At 60.6% G+C, this 17,228-nt stretch carries 16 protein-coding genes; 11 read left to right on the top strand and 5 right to left on the bottom strand.

The annotated features are described in order from the left end of the window. Nucleotides 1-14 precede the first annotated feature (14 nt). The 3 genes from BLV11_RS15655 to BLV11_RS15665 all read left to right on the top strand — a co-directional run bounded on the left by BLV11_RS15655 (nucleotide 15) and on the right by BLV11_RS15665 (nucleotide 3,928). On the top strand, nucleotides 15-1,394 hold the full coding sequence (locus BLV11_RS15655; protein ID WP_091812302.1) for a D-arabinono-1,4-lactone oxidase: 1,380 nt from the start codon (nucleotides 15-17) through the stop codon (nucleotides 1,392-1,394). Beyond that, nucleotides 1,391-2,692: a DSD1 family PLP-dependent enzyme gene (locus tag BLV11_RS15660; RefSeq protein WP_091812303.1), complete on the top strand. Its 1,302-nt coding sequence runs from the start codon at nucleotides 1,391-1,393 to the stop codon at nucleotides 2,690-2,692. The genes BLV11_RS15655 and BLV11_RS15660 overlap by 4 nt, the downstream gene beginning before the upstream one ends. Before the next feature lie 177 nt (nucleotides 2,693-2,869). Then, nucleotides 2,870-3,928 carry a phospholipase A gene (locus tag BLV11_RS15665; protein ID WP_091812304.1) on the top strand — a complete coding sequence of 353 codons (1,059 nt, stop codon included), beginning with the start codon at nucleotides 2,870-2,872 and terminating at the stop codon, nucleotides 3,926-3,928. Nucleotides 3,929-3,940: 12 nt separating this feature from the next. Here the strand turns inward: BLV11_RS15665 and BLV11_RS15670 are convergent, their stop codons facing one another. Continuing rightward, nucleotides 3,941-4,270, bottom strand: coding sequence for a potassium channel family protein (locus BLV11_RS15670; protein WP_091812305.1), 330 nt, complete (start codon nucleotides 4,268-4,270; stop codon nucleotides 3,941-3,943). Nucleotides 4,271-4,448: 178 nt separating this feature from the next. Between BLV11_RS15670 and BLV11_RS15675 the strand changes: the two genes are divergently transcribed. Beyond that, nucleotides 4,449-5,249, top strand: coding sequence for a DODA-type extradiol aromatic ring-opening family dioxygenase (locus BLV11_RS15675; protein ID WP_091812306.1), 801 nt, complete (start codon nucleotides 4,449-4,451; stop codon nucleotides 5,247-5,249). A 4-nt stretch (nucleotides 5,250-5,253) separates the two neighbouring features. On the opposite strand, the gene ada is transcribed toward BLV11_RS15675, so the two are convergent. After that, nucleotides 5,254-6,099, bottom strand: a complete 846-nt coding sequence (ada, locus tag BLV11_RS15680) for a bifunctional DNA-binding transcriptional regulator/O6-methylguanine-DNA methyltransferase Ada (RefSeq protein WP_091812307.1) — start codon at nucleotides 6,097-6,099, stop codon at nucleotides 5,254-5,256. Nucleotides 6,100-6,241: 142 nt separating this feature from the next. On the opposite strand from ada, the gene ybaK reads away from it, so the two are divergent. Next, nucleotides 6,242-6,718: a Cys-tRNA(Pro) deacylase gene (gene ybaK / locus BLV11_RS15685; RefSeq protein WP_091812308.1), complete on the top strand. Its 477-nt coding sequence runs from the start codon at nucleotides 6,242-6,244 to the stop codon at nucleotides 6,716-6,718. 44 nt (nucleotides 6,719-6,762) lie between these two features. On the opposite strand, the gene BLV11_RS15690 is transcribed toward ybaK, so the two are convergent. Continuing rightward, the gene (locus BLV11_RS15690) at nucleotides 6,763-7,464 is read right to left on the bottom strand and encodes a glutathione S-transferase family protein (RefSeq protein WP_091812309.1); all 702 of its coding nucleotides are present in this window, start codon (nucleotides 7,462-7,464) and stop codon (nucleotides 6,763-6,765) included. Nucleotides 7,465-7,493: 29 nt separating this feature from the next. Next, nucleotides 7,494-8,744, bottom strand: coding sequence for an ABC transporter substrate-binding protein (locus BLV11_RS15695; RefSeq protein WP_091812310.1), 1,251 nt, complete (start codon nucleotides 8,742-8,744; stop codon nucleotides 7,494-7,496). Between the two features lie 351 nt (nucleotides 8,745-9,095). Here BLV11_RS15695 and BLV11_RS15700 point away from each other — a divergent pair, with 351 nt between their 5' ends. From BLV11_RS15700 to trpB, 4 genes are all read left to right on the top strand, one after another. Beyond that, a complete protein-coding gene (locus BLV11_RS15700) occupies nucleotides 9,096-9,914 on the top strand; it encodes an RluA family pseudouridine synthase (RefSeq protein ID WP_091812311.1) in 819 nt (272 codons plus the stop codon). A 192-nt stretch (nucleotides 9,915-10,106) separates the two neighbouring features. After that, the gene (locus BLV11_RS15705; RefSeq protein WP_175528306.1) at nucleotides 10,107-10,706 is read left to right on the top strand and encodes a hypothetical protein; all 600 of its coding nucleotides are present in this window, start codon (nucleotides 10,107-10,109) and stop codon (nucleotides 10,704-10,706) included. Continuing rightward, entirely contained in the window at nucleotides 10,697-11,539 is an 843-nt protein-coding gene (locus BLV11_RS15710; RefSeq protein WP_091812313.1) for a hypothetical protein, read from the top strand. The genes BLV11_RS15705 and BLV11_RS15710 overlap by 10 nt, the downstream gene beginning before the upstream one ends. Before the next feature lie 165 nt (nucleotides 11,540-11,704). Continuing rightward, nucleotides 11,705-12,940, top strand: a complete 1,236-nt coding sequence (gene trpB, locus BLV11_RS15715; protein ID WP_217634549.1) for a tryptophan synthase subunit beta — start codon at nucleotides 11,705-11,707, stop codon at nucleotides 12,938-12,940. Here trpB and metE read toward each other — a convergent pair. Further along, nucleotides 12,937-15,216 (bottom strand): 5-methyltetrahydropteroyltriglutamate--homocysteine S-methyltransferase, encoded by a 2,280-nt coding sequence (metE, locus tag BLV11_RS15720; RefSeq protein ID WP_091812314.1) that lies wholly within the window; start codon nucleotides 15,214-15,216, stop codon nucleotides 12,937-12,939. The genes trpB and metE overlap by 4 nt on opposite strands. A 114-nt stretch (nucleotides 15,217-15,330) precedes the next feature. Between metE and BLV11_RS15725 the strand changes: the two genes are divergently transcribed. Both BLV11_RS15725 and BLV11_RS15730 read left to right on the top strand, forming a co-directional pair. Next, nucleotides 15,331-16,227, top strand: coding sequence for a LysR family transcriptional regulator (locus BLV11_RS15725; protein ID WP_091812315.1), 897 nt, complete (start codon nucleotides 15,331-15,333; stop codon nucleotides 16,225-16,227). A gap of 120 nt (nucleotides 16,228-16,347) precedes the next feature. Next, nucleotides 16,348-17,220 (top strand): metal-dependent hydrolase, encoded by an 873-nt coding sequence (locus tag BLV11_RS15730; protein ID WP_091812316.1) that lies wholly within the window; start codon nucleotides 16,348-16,350, stop codon nucleotides 17,218-17,220. Nucleotides 17,221-17,228: the final 8 nt, after the last annotated feature.

Here is a 17,228-nt window from a genome sequence, read left to right on the forward strand (position 1 = left end):
ACAGGACCACCAACATGCCCAACCGTCGGGAGTTTCTGAAACGTCTGGTGGCGGTCGCCGCCGCCACTTCGCTGCCGCTCGAGTCGCTCCTGGCGACGACCCGCGAAGCCGGTGCCTCCCGCCGCCTGCCATGGAAGAACTGGTCGGGCAGCCAGACCTGCCACCCCCTCAACCGGCTCGCACCGGCGTCTGTGGCCGAACTGCAGGAGCAGGTTCGCAACGCCTCAGGGGTTATCCGCGCGGTCGGCTCCGGACATTCGTTTTCGCCACTGGTGCCCACTGACGACACCCTGATTGCCCTGCACCGGCTCAGCGGAGTCCTCAGCCATGATGATGACCGGGTGCAGGCCACCATCGCCGCCGGCACCCGTCTGGGACAGCTCGGCCAGCCCCTGGAGGCGCTTAATCAGGCCCTGATCAACATGCCTGATATCGACCAGCAGACCCTCGCCGGCTCGCTCGCCACAGCCACCCACGGCACCGGCGCAGGCCTGACCTGCCTGTCCGCCAATATTGAGGCGCTGTCGCTGGTGACCGCCAGTGGCGAGTTGATGCATTGCAGCCGGGATCACAACCGTGACCTCTTCCAGGCTGCCCGGGTCGGCCTCGGCAGCCTTGGCATTGTCACCGATGTCACCCTGCAGAATACCCGCCCATACCGGCTCAAGCGGGTGTCCGAGTGGCTGCCGATCGAGGACATTCTGGCCAACGCCCAGGAAAACGCCGACCGCTACCGTAACTTCGAGTTTTTCTACATTCCGTTTTCCGGCATGGGGCTGTGTGACACCCATGAACTCACCGACGAGCCGCTGTCCAGTACCGACACCTTTGACCAGAACGATGGCGCCCGTGATCTGCAGACAATCCGTGATTTGTTGGATTGGTCCCCCAGTCTGCGACGAATGGTGCTCAAAGGGATCCTCAACAGCATCGACCGGGAAGTGAAAGTGGCCTCGTCGTGGCAGAACTACACCAGTGACCGCAACGTACGCTTCAATGAGATGGAATATCACCTGCCGCGAGAGGAGGGTCTCAAGGCCCTGGCAGAAATCCGCGACCTGATCGAGCACCGTTTTCCGGAAGTGTTCTTTCCGCTGGAGGTGCGCTTTGTCAGGGGCGATGACATCTGGCTGAGCCCATTCTATAAACGCGACACCCTCTCCATCGCCGTGCATCGCTTTTTTGAGGAAGACTATCAGCCACTGTTCCAGGCGATAGAACCCGTTTTCCGCCGCTACGGCGGCCGCCCTCATTGGGGCAAGCTCAATACCTGCACCGCAACGGATTTTGCTGACCTTTACCCACGCTGGGAGGAATTCAGGGCCCTGCGACAGCAGATGGACCCGCAAGGACGCTTCCTCAACGTCTACCTGCAAGGACTGTTCAACGGATGAGTCAGAACGACAACTTCTCCCCCGGCAGACGCCGGCTGCTTCTGGGGGCCGGCGCCCTGACGCTGGCCGGCACGGCCAGCTGGCTGCGACCGTCCAGCGCCGATGGTGGTCATGGCCCTTATTTTCAGGGGCTCGACGACACCCTCCGTCAACACGGCCCCTACCAGCCGCGTCTGATCATCGACCGGCAGCGGTTGCTGGCCAACATTGACCTGCTCAGCCAACAGTTGGCGGGACAATTCAACTACCGCATTGTCACCAAATCACTGCCGTCACTGCCGCTGCTCAAACTGGTGATGGCGCGCACCGGAACCCGGCGGTTGATGGTGTTTCACCAGCCGTTCCTGAACCAGGTGGCCAGCGCGCTGCCCGACGCCGATGTCCTGCTCGGCAAACCCATGCCAGTAAAGGCCGCACGCCAGTTCTACCACGACCTGCCAGCGGCAAGTCCGGGGGGCTTCGAGCCCGCGCACCAGCTCCAGTGGCTGATCGACAGTCCCGAGCGGCTGGCTCAGTACGACCAGCTGGCCGCCGAGCTGGGCCTGCAGCTGCGCATCAACATCGAGATTGATGTCGGACTGCACCGGGGCGGGATCCGGGCGCCCGCCGAGCTGGTCCCCATGCTCAACCACATTGAACAGTCGCCACGGCTGAGCTTCGCCGGCTTCATGGGCTATGAGCCGCACATCGTAAAGGCACCGGGGTCGGTCACCTGGCGCCGCGACCAGGCTATGGCCCGCTACCAGGGCTTTGTCGATCAGGCTGAACAGACACTGGGCCGCTCCATCCGCAATCTCACGCTGAATACCGGCGGCAGCACCACCTATACACTCTACCGCGACCAGCACGAGCGCTTCGCCGCCAACGAGATCGCCGCCGGCTCTGCGCTGGTCAAACCCACCGACTTCGACCTTCCGACCCTGGCCGACCACCAGCCAGCCGCCTACATTGCCACCCCGGTGCTGAAGGTCGTGGAGCCACCCGAGATCCCCGGCATACCCGGACTCGGCCGCTTGATGGGGTGGTGGAACCCCAACCGTCACAAGGCGGTGTTCATCTATGGCGGAGATTGGAAAGCCGTCGCCGAGTCGCCAGCGGGGCTCAGTCCCAACCCGATCTATGGCCGCTCTACCAACCAGGAAATGCTCAACGGCAGCGCCGCTCTTGCCCTGCAGCCGGACGACTGGGTCTTTCTGCGGCCCAGCCAGAGCGAGCGGGTCTTCCTTGCCTTCGATGGTATCGACAGCTACGACGGCAATGATCGCCGGAGCCACGAACACTGGCCGGTGCTGGGCTAACCACCGCCTGCATTGGCACAACTGGCATTCAGCTTCGCCGCACGATGGTGGTAACCTCTGCACTGGTTTTAACAACGAAAGGGCGGGGCAGTGGCGCTAGCAGTGGCAGAGTGGGCATGTAACCAACGGCAATCAGGGTGGTGCCTGGCACTGGCCTTTGTTTTACCCGGACACGTGATGGCTCAGGGAGCCGAGCCTCCCAGTAAGTCGGTCAGCCCCCCTCCCGTCGCTCCGGTAACCGTTGAAAACTGTGCGCTGATTGAAAACGGCGCCAAGCGCCTGGCCTGCTTCGATACCGCAGTCAACGCCGAGGAACGCGCCATGAACGCGACGCCCGAGCAGCGGCAGCAGGTCGAACAGGCCACCGAACTGCTCGCCCCCAAGCCCGGGGGGGCAGTCGGCGCCAGCGAGGAAAGCAGTTTCACCGGGGCACTGATCAGCCGCCATCTGGCGTCTGAGGAAGCGTTCATGTCGCTCTCGGGTAACTTTCTGCCCTACAAACAGACGTACCTGATGCCGTACTCATACGTCTCATCGCCGAACCAGCAACCCTACAGTCCCAGCCTGGGTTTTACCGATTACGATTACGACGTCAAAGAGCATGAGGTCAAGTTTCAGATCAGCTTTAAGGTGCCGCTGCTACCCGGCCTTTTCGATAAGCGCTCCACGCTCTGGTTTGGCTACACCCAGCTCAGCTTCTGGCAACTCTACAATACCGAAGATTCCGCACCGTTCCGGGAAACCAATTACCAGCCAGAGCTGTTTTATCGCTACGATGCCCGCCTCGATCTGGGGCCCGGGCGACTCGATATGGTGACTCTGGGTCTGAACCACCAGTCCAATGGTCGCACTGAGCCGCAATCCCGCAGCTGGAACCGGATTACCGCCAACCTGGTGTATGGTGTTGATCGCTGGTTGTTCATTGCCAATCCCTGGTATCGCATCCCGGAGAGCAGCAGCGACGACAACAACCCGGATATGACCCGCTACGTGGGCTATGGTGACTACTGGGCGATCTACAAGGTCGATGAGAGCCAGTCGCTGTCACTGCGGTTACGTAACAACTTCCGCAGCCACGACAACAAGACCACCTTTGAACTTGGTTACAGCTTTCCATTGGGCAAAACCACCAAGGGCTACGTGCAGTACTTCAATGGCTACGGGGAAAGCCTGGTGGATTACAACGTGCGGATTCACCGGATCGGTATCGGCATCATGCTCCACGACTGGCTGTGACGAACGCCAGCCTTACCTGAGCAGCTCAACCATGGACTGCCCGGCGTTCACCGCAAGCGCCACCACCAGGCCGCTGAAGACCAGCCCGATCATCGCAATCAACAGGGCCAGCAACCGCGAGCCGCCACGTCTGGGTCGAATGTCGCCGTAACCAACCGTGGTCGCGGTGATACCCGCCCAGTACAAACTGTCCTGCCAGCGCCAGCCTTCACGGCGCCCCACCCACAAGCCCATCAGGGCGATGAGCATCATCAGGAACACCAGAATCGGCCAGGCAATCAGCAGCCGATCCCAAAGCTCGGACAGGAAAACCAGGGAAGGGTGCAGTATGTCTCGAAGCATGGTCGCTCTTTGCCAGATTTCTGAAGAGGTTTGCGCCCATTATAGGCCAGCACCGGACCAGCGAAGTGGCCCTCGTCAATATTCCTGATGGAGTCCGTCACCAGGTTCCGCTTTCACCAATGTGGTGAAAGCGCCATGATTGGGTACTATTATCGGCCCACTATCCGGGAGAAACGCCATGGCCACACCTCCGGCCCCAATCCTGTACCTGCCCCATGGCGGCGGCCCGCTGCCACTGCTGGCGGACCCCGGGCACCGGGCGATGACTGACTTCCTGCAGACCATCCCACAACGACTGGGTACCCCCGAGGCCATAGTGGTCATCAGCGCCCACTGGGAAGCCCCCGTCGTCACTGTGACCAGTGGTGCACAGCCGGCATTGATTTACGACTATTACGGTTTTCCGCCGGAGAGCTACAGCATCGAATACCCGGCACCGGGCGCGCCAGCGCTGGCTGAGACCATCCTCAAGCACCTTGCAGCGGCTGGTATCGATGCGCAGGGCGATCGCGACCGCGGCTTTGACCATGGCCTGTTCATCCCGCTGAAACTGATGTACCCGGACGCCAGCATTCCCTGCCTGCAGATTGCCCTGCAGCAGGAGATGGATCCGGGTCAGCACCTGGCCATCGGTCAGGCTCTGGCGGCGTTGCGTGAGCGCAACATTCTGGTGGTTGGCTCTGGCCTGTCATTCCATAACATGCAGTTATTGCGAAGCGGCGATGACCGTTACCGCGATGACGTCGATGCATTCCACCACTGGCTGATCGACACCTGCTGCCATCCGGAGCTGACCGCAGACACCCGCAATCAGCGGCTGCGCGACTGGGCCCAGGCCCCCGGAGCCCGCTTGTGCCACCCGCGGGAGGAACATCTGCTGCCACTGCACCTGTGTGCCGGAATGGCCGGTAACCAGCCCGCAGAAGTGGTTTTTGATGCACCGGTGATGGGCCATCGCGCCATCGCGCTGCTGTGGTAGAGGATCATCCCCGCTCGCGTTCAAGCAAGGCTCTTTTGCGGGCAATGCCCCAACGATAACCGGAAAGTCCGCCATCACTGCGCACCACCCGGTGGCAGGGAATCGCCACGGCCAGCCGGTTAGCGGCGCAGGCACCGGCCACCGCCCGCACTGCTGCCGGCGATCCGATACGGCGGGCGATATCACTGTAGCTGACGGTCTGTCCCGGAGGTATGGCACGCAGGGCCTGCCATACCCGCTGCTGAAAGGCCGTGCCACGAATATCCAGTGGCAACGTCAGCCCCAATTGCGGCTGCTCCACCAGCCCCACCACGGCCGCAATCTGTTGCTCAAATCCGCGATCCCCGCCGACCAGCTCCGCATTGCGGAACTGACCCTGTAGCTCCTCCACCAGCGCCTGAGGATCTTCGCCCAGGGCGATGGCACAGATACCGCGCTCGCTGCACGCCACCAGGATCGCCCCCAGTGAACACTGGCCCACCGCGAATCGGATGGTGTTGTTGCGCCCATGACGCTGGTAATCCTTCGGATTCATACCCAGTATCTCATTGGCTTCCCGATAAAAATGACTGCTGGAGGCATAACCGGCGGCGTAGGCCGCCTCGGTCACCGACAACGGCTGATGCAGCGTCTGGGCCAGCCGCTGGTGGCGATGGCGGCGGGCATAGGCCGCCGGGCTGATCCCGGTCACGGCTTTGAACACCCGCTGCAAGTGATAACGACTCAGGCCGGCCTGAGCGGCCAGCTCTGCCAGTGTCGGCGCGGATTCCGCCTGCTCAATGCGGCGACAGAGCTCCGCGACCAGGGTCCGGTGACGCTGTTCACTGGTATTTACATCGCTGACCACCACGTGTCACTCCTGATCCTCACGCCTGAACTCACTGTATCGCCATCTTCCGGGCAAAACATCCCCATTGTTGCGCCCCCCGGCAGGACCGGATTCATGGTAAATTGCGGGCTGATTCCGCCGTTGCCATTCCAAGGACAGCCCAATGACCCCAGGCATCAACAGCGCCCGCAAGGCCAAGATTACGCACACCATTCACGAATACAGCCACGACCCCGCCAGTGAGTCCTACGGCACCGAGGCGGCGGAAAAAATGGGGGTGGACCCCAACCGGGTGTTCAAGACCCTGGTGGTAACGGTGGATGGCAGGGAGTTGGCGGTCGGCGTGGTTCCAGTCAGCGCAATGCTGAGTATGAAACGGATTGCCAAGGCCGCGGGCGCCAAAAAAGCGGCCATGGCCGATCCCGCTGAGGTCCAGCGCGCCACCGGTTATGTGCTCGGCGGTGTCAGTCCGCTGGGGCAGAAAAAGCGCTTGAAAACCTTCATCGATCAATCCGCCAGCCACTTCGACACTCTGTTTGTCAGTGCCGGTCGCCGGGGTCTGGAAATTGAACTGACCCCCGCGGACCTGCAAAAGCTCACCGGCGCCACGCTGGTCGCCCTGACTCAGGATGACGGCTGAGCTGGCCGTTGAACACACCCCGTTCGGTATCGTAGGCGAGAATCTCAGGACGGGGAGCCGTTCAGCACCAGATCCATCCGCGCCAGGTAAGCCGCAAACACCGGGTGAGTCTCAGCGTGATGGCGAACCGGCGTCGCCAGCGGCACCCGCAACAGGTTGACCAGAAAGGCGTAGACCGTCGCATCGTATTCGCTGGGCTGCGGCCCCACCGCAAACGGATTGCGCTCCAATGCCCAGGCCAGGGCGTCCAGATCAGCGGCAGCACGGGCATACACTTCCTCCTGCGGGCAGCGTCCCAGCCCTTGTCCCTTCAGGGCCGCCAGCACCCCGCGCCGGGCGACGCGAGGCAACAGGCTCTTCACCCCGGGGGGCAACGTCCGGAAAAACTCAACGCGGGTTTCCGGCCAGAAAGCGTCGTCCATCCAGCGCGAATAGAGCATGGCAAAGTACAGGCTTTGCTCACAGAGCTCACGCAACAGGTGTCCCGTTGCCCGCTGTTCATCACTCAACGGCGCTCCCGGTGGCGTTCCTCCCTTTTTCTCCAGGTGCTGCACAATCTCGCGGCTATCAGCAATGGTGCGACCGTCGTCGACAATGTAGGGCAGTTTGCCCCTGGGCGCCCTGAACGGAGGGGTCGGGCAGATCCGGTAATCAATCCCCGCCAGCCGGCAGTAGGTTTCAACCTTCAGACAGAAGGGACTGGCATTGACCTGCCAGGCATACGGAAACTGGTAGAGACTGATCACGGGTCTGACTCTCTGGCAAACAAGGGGTATTACAGTGTATCAGACCGGCCGGCTTCACGACGCCGGGCTTGCCACTCCTCCCGGGTCTGCGCGGCCTCGTCACCGGGTAACGAAGCAATGATAGTAAAGTATCCGGAACTGTAGGGGTCCGCCATAACGGTCTCGCGGTCGTTGATTCTGACCACATGGACGCTCTGCACATTCTGGTGATCGAACGCCCGCCAGTACTGCTCATCTTTCAACAGACTGTAGCGGTGACCTTCCAGAGCGCGCATGACATCTGCCGTTCTGGTGCTGCCCGCCCGCTCAACCGCATCGCGATATTGGTAAACGATGCTGTAGGCCGAGGCCGCAGCCGAGGATGGGCGCATGTCATAATGCTCGGAGAAGGCGTCGACAAACGCCATCCCCCGGGCGTAGTCATGCTCGTAAGGCAGGTTCCAGACCCAGGGCACCGCGCCGACCACACCTTCAAGAATGGTCGGGCCGACTTCACGAGCCATGCCCAGCGTCAGGTTCGGTACCACCACCTGCATCTGCTGGGTCAGCCCCAGCTCATAGGCAAGATTCACCGCCCGCACCATGTCGTCACCAAACAGCACCAGCACCAGCACCTTGGCATCGCTGGCCTTGGCCTGTTCCAGGGCCGCCTGGAAATCACTGGTCAGAGCTCTGGGGAACGGCGTACGCACGCCCTGATGACGTTCGACATCGGAGGTATTGGAGAATCCCCGCAGCGACTCTTCCACCGACCACCCCCAGGTGTAGTCTGCAGTAATGTAGAAGTATTCCTCATTCGCGTGATTGGCATTGAGGTACTGACTCAGCACCCGCGCCGTCATCCACGCATTGTAGGGCTCACGGAACATGTGACGGTGCCCTTCGCTGCCGGTGGTGGCATTGGAATAGGTTAGGGTGCCAAAGTAGAGCCGATCCCGGTCCCTGGCGGCTTTGCCTGAGGCAATGGCAACCGCACTGGACACGCCGCCGAACACCATCTGTGCACCCTCGTTGTCGATGAGTTCTGCGGTATTCTCGGCGCCCTGGTCAGGCTCACCGCGACTGTTCCGAATCACCAACTCCAACGGACGACCCAGCACGCCGCCGGACCGGTTGATCTCCTCCACCGCCAGAAATGCCCCGAGTCGCTGCTGCAACCCCTGTTCCTTGTAGCGTCCGGATTGGGGATAGTTGAAGCCCAGCCTGAGTGATTCGGCGGCGGCGCCGGTATTGACTAGGGCAAGCAGACAGACAGACAAAAGCAGCGTTCTGAAACTCATGGTGACAGGTCTCCGGTTGGCAACAACGGCAGGCCCACCGTTCCTGCACCCCCTCGGTCGACCAGTGTTGTCTGTTTTATGGTTTTTTTCTTAAGCCGGTTAGTTTCAGCAGCCCTTGCCAAGGCAACAATGGGACTATGGTGGAAGGTTTGGTAACGGATTGTAAGTCCACACAAAGCTCTTGGCCGCGACACGACCTCAATCCCTCGAAGGCACGAGGTCATTCGAGCGGTTCTTTACACCGTGTTCTATAGATTTTGTTTGCCATTCCATGTCAATGAGCACGAATCTCCCCACTTGCGCCTCAACTCGGCTTAAAATGGCCGGCTCACCATCCGACCGGCCGGAGCCATGCGAAAGACTTTTGAACTCACCGTCACCGAACCCCAAACTGCCGCGGAAGCCCTGGCCGAACGCACCGGCCTGCCCAAGGGCAGGATCAAGGATGCCATGACTAAAGGCGCCTGCTGGTGGACTTACAAGGGGAAACAGTTGCGACTCAGAAGGGCAACCAAGGCGTTGCAGCCCGGTACCCGGATTGCCCTCTACTATGATGACAAGGTCCTGGCACTGAAGCCCTTGCCCGCCGAGTGCCTGCTCGACAACAAACGTTACAGCATCTGGTACAAACCCCATGGCATGCTGGCCCAGGGGTCCCAATGGGGGGATCACTGCAGCCTGCTGCGCTGGGCCGAACAGAAAACCGGCCGTGACTGTTTTCTGTTACACCGGCTGGATGCCGATGCCGCCGGCCTGATGGTCATTGCCCACGATCCCAAGGCTGCCGGAGAGCTGTCCCGGCTGTTCCAGGGTCGTACCATTCACAAGGTCTACCAGGCCCGGATCTCAGGACAACTTGTGGCGGACGATCGCCTGATCGACGCGCCTGTCGAGGGCAAAGCGGCGGTGAGCCGCGTCACCACCCTGCACCAGGCTGATGATCAAACCCTGGTTTCAGTCACAATAGAAACCGGGCGGAAACACCAGATCCGCCGCCACCTTGCCGGCATTGGCCACCCCATTGTGGGCGACCGACTGTATGGTCAGGCCGGCCCACAGCCACTGCAGCTGCTTGCCGTTGAACTGGAATTCCAGTGCCCATTAAGAAACCGGCCCGTCCACATAACGCTGCCGGAGCACCTGCAACTGACACCGCAAACCGATCCCTGAGCGGCCGCCTCGGCGGGCGCTCGCCAATTATGTCGACATTTAACAATTTAGCATTTGTATCATTTAGCATGATCCGCTAATTTCGCAGGCTCTTTTCCAGAACTCTGATTGGGCACTGCCGCTCAAGGGGTTCGTATAGCTCAGACGAGGTGGGCAATGGGTGCATTACGTTTGATAGCGGGCGGGTTGGCCATGACCCTGACAGTAGTGGCCAGTGCTGATGAAGTGATCCTTGACGACCTTATTGTCCCGTTCAGCATGTGCGTGGGAAGCGACTGTGTCGACGGCGAAGACTTCGACTTCGACACTCTGCGACTGAAATCACCAACCCCGCAAATTCACTTCTGGGACACCAGCAATACCGCCAGTTTTCCTATAGAAGATTGGAGCATGGGCATCACCGATGGTGGTACCGCATCACGCACGTCGTTCTTTGTTCGCAGTGAAACGGCCAGTCAGGACGTACTGGTTATCTCACCGGACGGTGATGTAGCCCTGGGCGCAGGTGCCGGGCTGGTCGAGGGCGCCGTATCGGTTGGTAATCTTGGCAACGAACGTCGTGTCAGTCACGTGGCCGATGCAATCGACGACACCGACGCCGTTAACCTGCGCCAGTTTGAAGCCTTTCAGGCAACCGCCGAAGCGACAGCACAACAGGATATAGAGGCGCTGAACAATCGCCTGGATGGTTTTGAAGCCCGTATGACAGCGATGCTGGACCGTCTGGATCGTATCGCAGATAAAGTGGCGCAAACACAGGCCATCGATCAGGACGGTGACTCATGGCACTGACACGCCTTCTTGCGGCGGCGGTGGGGCTGGTGCTTGGCGCCACGGTTTCCGCTGACGTGATCAAGACCGACAACCTGGTGGTGCAGGGTAACCAGTGCCTTGGCACCGATTGCGTATCCGGCGAGACCTTCACCGACCACAGCTTCGTTCTCAAGGAAAACAACGATCGCATCCGCTGGCTGGACACCTCCGCCACCACGGAGGCTGTCCGCCGGAACCTGGAAGGTGGTTACCTTGACAGTGAGCTGGGCAATTCCTGGCGCGTTGAAGCCAATGAATCGTCCAACGGTGGTGATAACCGGTTCTATATACAGCTTTATGGCACCGACAAAGCTGCGGTGATCAGCGACGGCACCGCGCCGGACTACGACTGCAGTGACCCGTTTAACCCCGTCGTCAACGGAACCATCCCGGCCGGACAGCCCGCGGAGACCATGAACTGCCAACCCCTTGTCGATTACGCCCGGCTTACCAGCGTCGAACTGTCCAGTTCCGCCAACGGAGGCGTGGCCATAGGTGGTGACAGTGAGCTGACAAATGGTGAGGTCAGCGTCGGCAACGACAGTGCCTTGCGTCGTCTGACTCAGGTCGCCAGTGCCATCGCCCAGACCGATGTGGTCATCAAGTCCCAGATGGAAGCCAGCCTGATCAGCGAGCAACTGGCCAGTGCCGATGACATCGAGGCGATGCTTGATGACATTGAGTCCCAGATCATCGCGCTCGAACTGCAAGTATTTGGCGCACCAAACGGTGGCAACGGCGGCGGTGGCGCCGGCCATTGGCTGCTGTTCGGGTTGCTGTCACTGCTGTGGCTTCGTAGCCGTCGCCGCTAAGCCCTTCCTTCAGGCCGGTGCACCACTGCCTGCGCATGGGCCCAACACCAGGTTTCCACAATCCGATATACTGTTGCGCCCACAGTCCGGAACCCCGGACCGTGGGCCAGTCAACACCGGAGTGACGAACAAACCGGGCAACGGGCCATTCTTCAGGAGCGCGCAATGAGCGATACCATCACCAATACCTTTCTCCATGATCTTCCCAGCGCCGACGGCTACTTTGGCGAATACGGCGGCAGTTTTATTCCAGATCAGCTCAAGGCGGTGATGGATGAAATCACCCAGGCTTACCTCGATATTCGCGAAGACCCGGAGTTTCGCCGCGAGCTGGCAGAACTCTACAGCCATTATGTTGGCCGCCCCAGCCCGGTGTTCCATGCCAGGAACCTCAGTCGCAAATGTGGCGCCGAGATTTTCCTGAAACGGGAAGACCTGAACCATACCGGCGCCCACAAGATCAACCATTGCCTCGGTGAAGCCCTGTTGGCCAAGAAGATGGGCAAGAAGAAGCTCATTGCCGAAACCGGGGCAGGCCAGCACGGCGTAGCTTTAGCGACCGCCGCCGCACTGGTCGGCCTTGAGTGCGATATTTATATGGGCGAAGTGGATATCCGCAAGGAGCACCCGAACGTCGTCCGTATGGCAATCCTTGGCGCCCGGGTGATTCCCGCCACTCATGGCCGTAAGACCCTGAAAGAAGCTGTCGATGCGGCCTTTGAAGCCTATCTCGAGGACCCCATCAACCAGCTCTACGCCATCGGTTCGGTCGTCGGACCACACCCGTTCCCGATGATGGTGCGGGATTTCCAGTCCATTGTCGGCAACGAGGCCCGGGCACAGATGCTGACCCAGACCGGCCAGCTGCCGGACAACGTGGTGGCCTGTGTTGGCGGCGGTTCCAATGCCGTGGGCATCTTCTCCGCGTTCCTTGAAGACCAGGACGTAAAACTCTGGGGCGTTGAACCCGCGGGACGTGATCTTGAGACCGACGGCGAACACGCGGCCACCATGACCAAGGGCGAGCCCGGCATCATGCACGGTTTCAAGTCCTACATGCTGAAGGACGCTGAAGGAGAACCGCAAGAGGTCTATTCCGTGGCCAGTGGCCTGGACTACCCCTCAGTGGGCCCCCAGCACAGTTTCCTCAAGGACAGCGGCCGGGTCACTTACGACACCATCAACGACCAGGAAGCCATCGAAGCGTTCTTTGAACTGTCCCGCTCCGAAGGCATCATCCCGGCCATCGAATCCTCACATGCCGTCGCCTACGCCCTCAAACTGGCCAAGACGCATCCCGGCGAGAGCATCCTGGTAAACCTGTCCGGGCGTGGCGACAAGGACATCGACTTCGTGGTTGAACACTATGGCGACGCCTTCGGTGTGCACCTCGCCAACTAGGCCACGGCTTCACGCAGGGTGCGGGCAGCCGCCACCATGTTCTCCAGGGCCGGCAGCACTTCCGGCCAGCCCCTGGTTTTCAGCCCGCAATCCGGATTGATCCACAGTCGCTCGGCGGGAATCCGCCGGCCGGCCTTGGCCATCAACTCCACGATCTGGTCGTGACTGGGGATGTTCGGCGAATGGATGTCGTACACCCCCGGTCCAATATCATTGGGATAGCGGAAGCGATCAAACGCCGCCAGCAGTTCCATGTCCGACCTGGATGTTTCAATCGTGATGACGTCCGCATCCATTCGGGAAATGGCATCAATAATGTCATTGAACTCCGAATAGCACATGTGGGTGTGGATCTGGGTGGTATCGGCCACCCCATTGGCCGCCAGGCGGAAGGCATCCACCGCCCAGTCCAGATAGTCCGGCCACTGGGACCGTTTTAACGGTAACCCTTCCCGTAAGGCCGCTTCGTCAATCTGGATGATTTCCACACCCGCCTGCTCCAGGTCGAGCACTTCGTCACGGATGGCCAACGCCAGCTGGAAGCAGGTGACCGAACGCGGCTGGTCATCACGCACAAACGACCAGTTGAGCAGAGTGACCGGGCCGGTGAGCATGCCCTTGACCGGTTTGTCGGTCAGCGACTGGGCATAGCGAATCCAGTCCACCGTCATGGCTTTGGGGCGTTGAATATCTCCGTAAAGGATCGGCGGTTTGACGCAGCGGGAGCCGTAGGACTGAACCCAGCCAAACTGGCTGAAGGCGTAGCCGTCGAGCTGTTCGCCAAAGTATTCCACCATGTCATTACGCTCAGCCTCTCCATGAACCAGTACATCCAGGCCCAGCGCTTCCTGTTCGCGAATGCAGCGGGCGATCTCGTGCTGAATACAGGCCCGGTAACGTCGTTCATCCAGTTCATCCTGGCGATAACGGCGGCGCAACTGACGGATTTCACTGGTCTGGGGGAAGGAGCCGATGGTGGTGGTCGGGTAGGCTGGCAGCCTCAGCCGGTCCTGCTGTTGGCGGATGCGTTCCGCAAAGGGGCTCTGACGCTGTCCCCAGCTCGCGTCCAAAGCCTGCAGGCGGGCCTTGACGTCAACCCGGTTGACCCGCTGCGACTCACGTCGGCTGCGCAATGCCTCGGCATTGGCCTGCAACGCCTCCGCCACCGCAGCCCGGCCCTGATTGAGCGCCGTCGCCAGGGTGGTCAACTCGTCCAGTTTCTGGCGGGCGAAGGCCAGCCAGTTGCGCACTTCCGCATCAAGCTGCTGCTCGCTGGTAAGATCCACCGGCACGTGTAACAGCGAACAGCTTGGCGCCAGCCACAAGCGGTCCGCCAGCTGCCGGTGCAGGGGTTCCAGGCGATCCAGCAGGGCATTAAGGTCGCTTTTCCAGATATTACGGCCATTGATCACCCCGAGGGAGAGGATACGATCGTCCGGTAGTCCGGCGGCCAGGCTCTCCAGCTTGTCCTGATTGGCCTGCGCATCCAGATGCAGGCCATCCACCGGCAGGCTCAGGGCCAGCTCAAGATTGTTCGCCAGACGCCCGAAGTAGGTGGTCAGCAGCTTCTTCGGACCACGACCGGCGAGGAACCGGTAGGCCCTCAGATAGGCTTGCTGCCAGGTTTCGGACAGCTCCGTGACCAGTACCGGCTCGTCCACCTGGACCCACTCAACACCGGTACGCCCCAGGGTCTCGAATAACTCGGCGTACACCGGCAGCAAGCCATCCAGCAGGGCCAGCGGATCGCTGCCATCCTTGGCCTTGCCCAGCCAGAGATAGCTAAGCGGGCCCAGGATAACCGGCTTGACCGCCACATTCTGGCCCCGGGCTTCGTCGATCTGCGCCAGTAACCGGCTGGGATCAAGGCTGAAGCGGGTGTCTGTCGAAAACTCCGGCACAATGTAGTGGTAGTTGGTATCGAACCACTTGGTCAGCTCGCCAGCGGCCACCACGCTGTCGCCAGCATCCCCCGGTGCCCGGCCGCGGGCAGTGCGGAAGTAAGCGGTCAGCTCATCGCCCCCCAGGTCACGCACCCGCGCCGGCAGGTTGCCCAGGGTCACACTCATGTCCAGGACCTGGTCGTACAGGGAAAAGTCGCCGACCGGCTGCCAGTCCAGTTCGCCCTGTAGCTGCCAATGATCCTGCCGCAAACCGGCAGCCAGCTCTAACAGCGCTGGCGCCGGCAATTCGCCGCGCCAGTGCTCTTCCAGAGCAAATTTCAGTTCACGCCGCGCCCCGATACGCGGAAATCCAAGGTTGTGTGTGATCGCCATGGTTCACCTCCGTTGTTGAGAATGTGAGCCAGCATAGGAGTTCCAATCGATGAATAATAATGGTAAATAATCATTAATCCATGAGCATAATTCATTACAATCAAGGACGGGCAAATGTTGGAACGATCTCACCTGGCGATCCTGCGGGAAGTGGACCGTTGCGGTACCCTCACGGAAGCTGCGGAACGCCTACACCTGACCCAATCCGCCCTCAGCCACGCCATCAAGAAGCTGGAAACACAACTGGGAACGACGGTGTGGGTGAAAGAGGGTCGGCAGTTGCGATTGACCAGGGCCGGTCAGTACCTGCTGGGGCTCGCCAACCGGCTGCTGCCCCAATTCGAGCATGCTGAGGTGTTGATGCAGCAATACGCCGCTGGTCAGCGCGGTACCCTGCGCATCGGCATGGAATGCCACCCCTGTTACCAGTGGCTGCTGAAAACCGTTTCTCCCTTTCTCGCGGCGTGGCCGAAGGTGGATGTGGACGTCAAGCAGGCCTTTCAGTTTGGCGGTATGGCGGCCCTGTTCGGTTACGATATCGACGTGCTGATCACCCCTGACCCACTGTTCAAGGAGGGCATCGCCTTCACCCCGGTATTTGATTACGAGCAGGTACTGGTCGTGGCGAGCGATCACCCACTGGCCGGCAAAACCCGGGTGCTGCCCGAACAGCTGGGCTCGGAAACCCTGATCAGCTACCCGGTGGAAATCGAGCGACTGGACGTGTTCAGCCAGTTCCTGCTGCCCGCAGGCTGCAGCCCGAAGCAGCACAAGACCCTGGAAACCACCGACATCATCCTGCAGATGGTGGCGGCCGGGCGTGGTGTTGCCGCATTCCCCGACTGGCTGGTAAAGGAATACTGCCACAAGCTGCCAGTCACCTCCTTACGCCTGGGTCCACAGGGTATTCAGAAGCAGATCCACGTAGGCGTCAGGGTCGATGACAACGAACTGGACTTCATCCAGGGCTTCATTGAAATCGCCAACCAGACCAGTGAGATGACGCGTTAAAGGTTCGCATCTGGCCACTAATGACAAGTGCTTTGTCCGCCCATCCCCTCACGCAGTACGTCCGCAAGCGCTACGGTATTCATCAGAGCTATAACAATTTCAAGCCTCAGGAGGCTTTCCATGAATGCTGTTGCTGCCATCTCGCGAGCCACCCGGACCCTGCGCCATAAAGCGGCCACCCCCGCCGGCATGATTCCGCAGATCCGCCGCCCCGAGTTCGACTTCCCCGCCGATATGCCGAAATACTGGTGGGACAACAACCCGGCCAAGACCCTGCTGCTGGCCGCCCTGTCTTCCAGCTTCCCCCCCGGCGAGCGGTTCTTCATCGACTCGGTCCGCTATTACCAGGACCGCATCACCGACCCCGAGTTGCAGCAGGCTATCCGCGGCTTTATCGGTCAGGAAGCCCACCATTCGAAGGAGCACAAGGCCCTGAATGGCCGCCTGCAGGAACAGGGCATTGACCTTGCACGGTTAGAGTCGGAAATCCTGGATTTCATGAACTGGATGCGCAAGCACTTTTCTCCGGAACGGCAGCTGGCCCATACCGTAGCGGTCGAGCACTTCACTGCGTTAATGGCCGAGGAGTTCCTGCTCAAGTACAACGCGCTGGACGAAATGGATCCACGAATTGCCCCGATCTGGGCCTGGCACGCGATTGAGGAATCCGAGCACAAGGCGGTGGCCTTCGACGTCTACAAGAGCATCGGTGGCAGCGAACTGGTGCGACTGTCGGAAATGCTGGTGGTCAGTGTCGTGTTTCCAATCTTCAGCGGTATCCACCTGGTACAACTGATGAAGGAGGACGGCCAGCTCGGCAACCTCAAGGCCTGGGGCAGCCTGGCCAACTTCATGTGGGGCAAACCCGGCGTCCTCCGCAAACTGCTGCCGTCCTACTTCCGCTACTACAGCCCCGCTTTCCATCCCTGGAATCACGATGCCCGCTGGCTGGTGGAAAAGGCCAAACGGAAGTGGCTCAAGCCGAACAGCTGATCCCAGCC

This window comes from Marinobacter mobilis (assembly GCF_900106945.1).
GTDB lineage: Bacteria > Pseudomonadota > Gammaproteobacteria > Pseudomonadales > Oleiphilaceae > Marinobacter > Marinobacter mobilis.

Bases quoted from the DNA above. Each gene is read 5' to 3' on its own strand.
- BLV11_RS15655 (WP_091812302.1), top strand. From the start codon at position 15: ATGCCCAACCGTCGGGAGTTTCTGAAACGTCTGGTGGCGGTCGCCGCC.
- BLV11_RS15660 (WP_091812303.1), top strand. From the start codon at position 1,391: ATGAGTCAGAACGACAACTTCTCCCCCGGCAGACGCCGGCTGCTTCTG.
- BLV11_RS15665 (WP_091812304.1), top strand. From the start codon at position 2,870: ATGGCTCAGGGAGCCGAGCCTCCCAGTAAGTCGGTCAGCCCCCCTCCC.
- BLV11_RS15670 (WP_091812305.1), bottom strand. From the start codon at position 4,270: ATGCTTCGAGACATACTGCACCCTTCCCTGGTTTTCCTGTCCGAGCTT.
- BLV11_RS15675 (WP_091812306.1), top strand. From the start codon at position 4,449: ATGGCCACACCTCCGGCCCCAATCCTGTACCTGCCCCATGGCGGCGGC.
- ybaK (WP_091812308.1), top strand. From the start codon at position 6,242: ATGACCCCAGGCATCAACAGCGCCCGCAAGGCCAAGATTACGCACACC.
- BLV11_RS15695 (WP_091812310.1), bottom strand. From the start codon at position 8,744: ATGAGTTTCAGAACGCTGCTTTTGTCTGTCTGTCTGCTTGCCCTAGTC.
- BLV11_RS15700 (WP_091812311.1), top strand. From the start codon at position 9,096: ATGCGAAAGACTTTTGAACTCACCGTCACCGAACCCCAAACTGCCGCG.
- BLV11_RS15705 (WP_175528306.1), top strand. From the start codon at position 10,107: ATGACCCTGACAGTAGTGGCCAGTGCTGATGAAGTGATCCTTGACGAC.
- BLV11_RS15710 (WP_091812313.1), top strand. From the start codon at position 10,697: ATGGCACTGACACGCCTTCTTGCGGCGGCGGTGGGGCTGGTGCTTGGC.
- trpB (WP_217634549.1), top strand. From the start codon at position 11,705: ATGAGCGATACCATCACCAATACCTTTCTCCATGATCTTCCCAGCGCC.
- metE (WP_091812314.1), bottom strand. From the start codon at position 15,216: ATGGCGATCACACACAACCTTGGATTTCCGCGTATCGGGGCGCGGCGT.
- BLV11_RS15725 (WP_091812315.1), top strand. From the start codon at position 15,331: ATGTTGGAACGATCTCACCTGGCGATCCTGCGGGAAGTGGACCGTTGC.
- BLV11_RS15730 (WP_091812316.1), top strand. From the start codon at position 16,348: ATGAATGCTGTTGCTGCCATCTCGCGAGCCACCCGGACCCTGCGCCAT.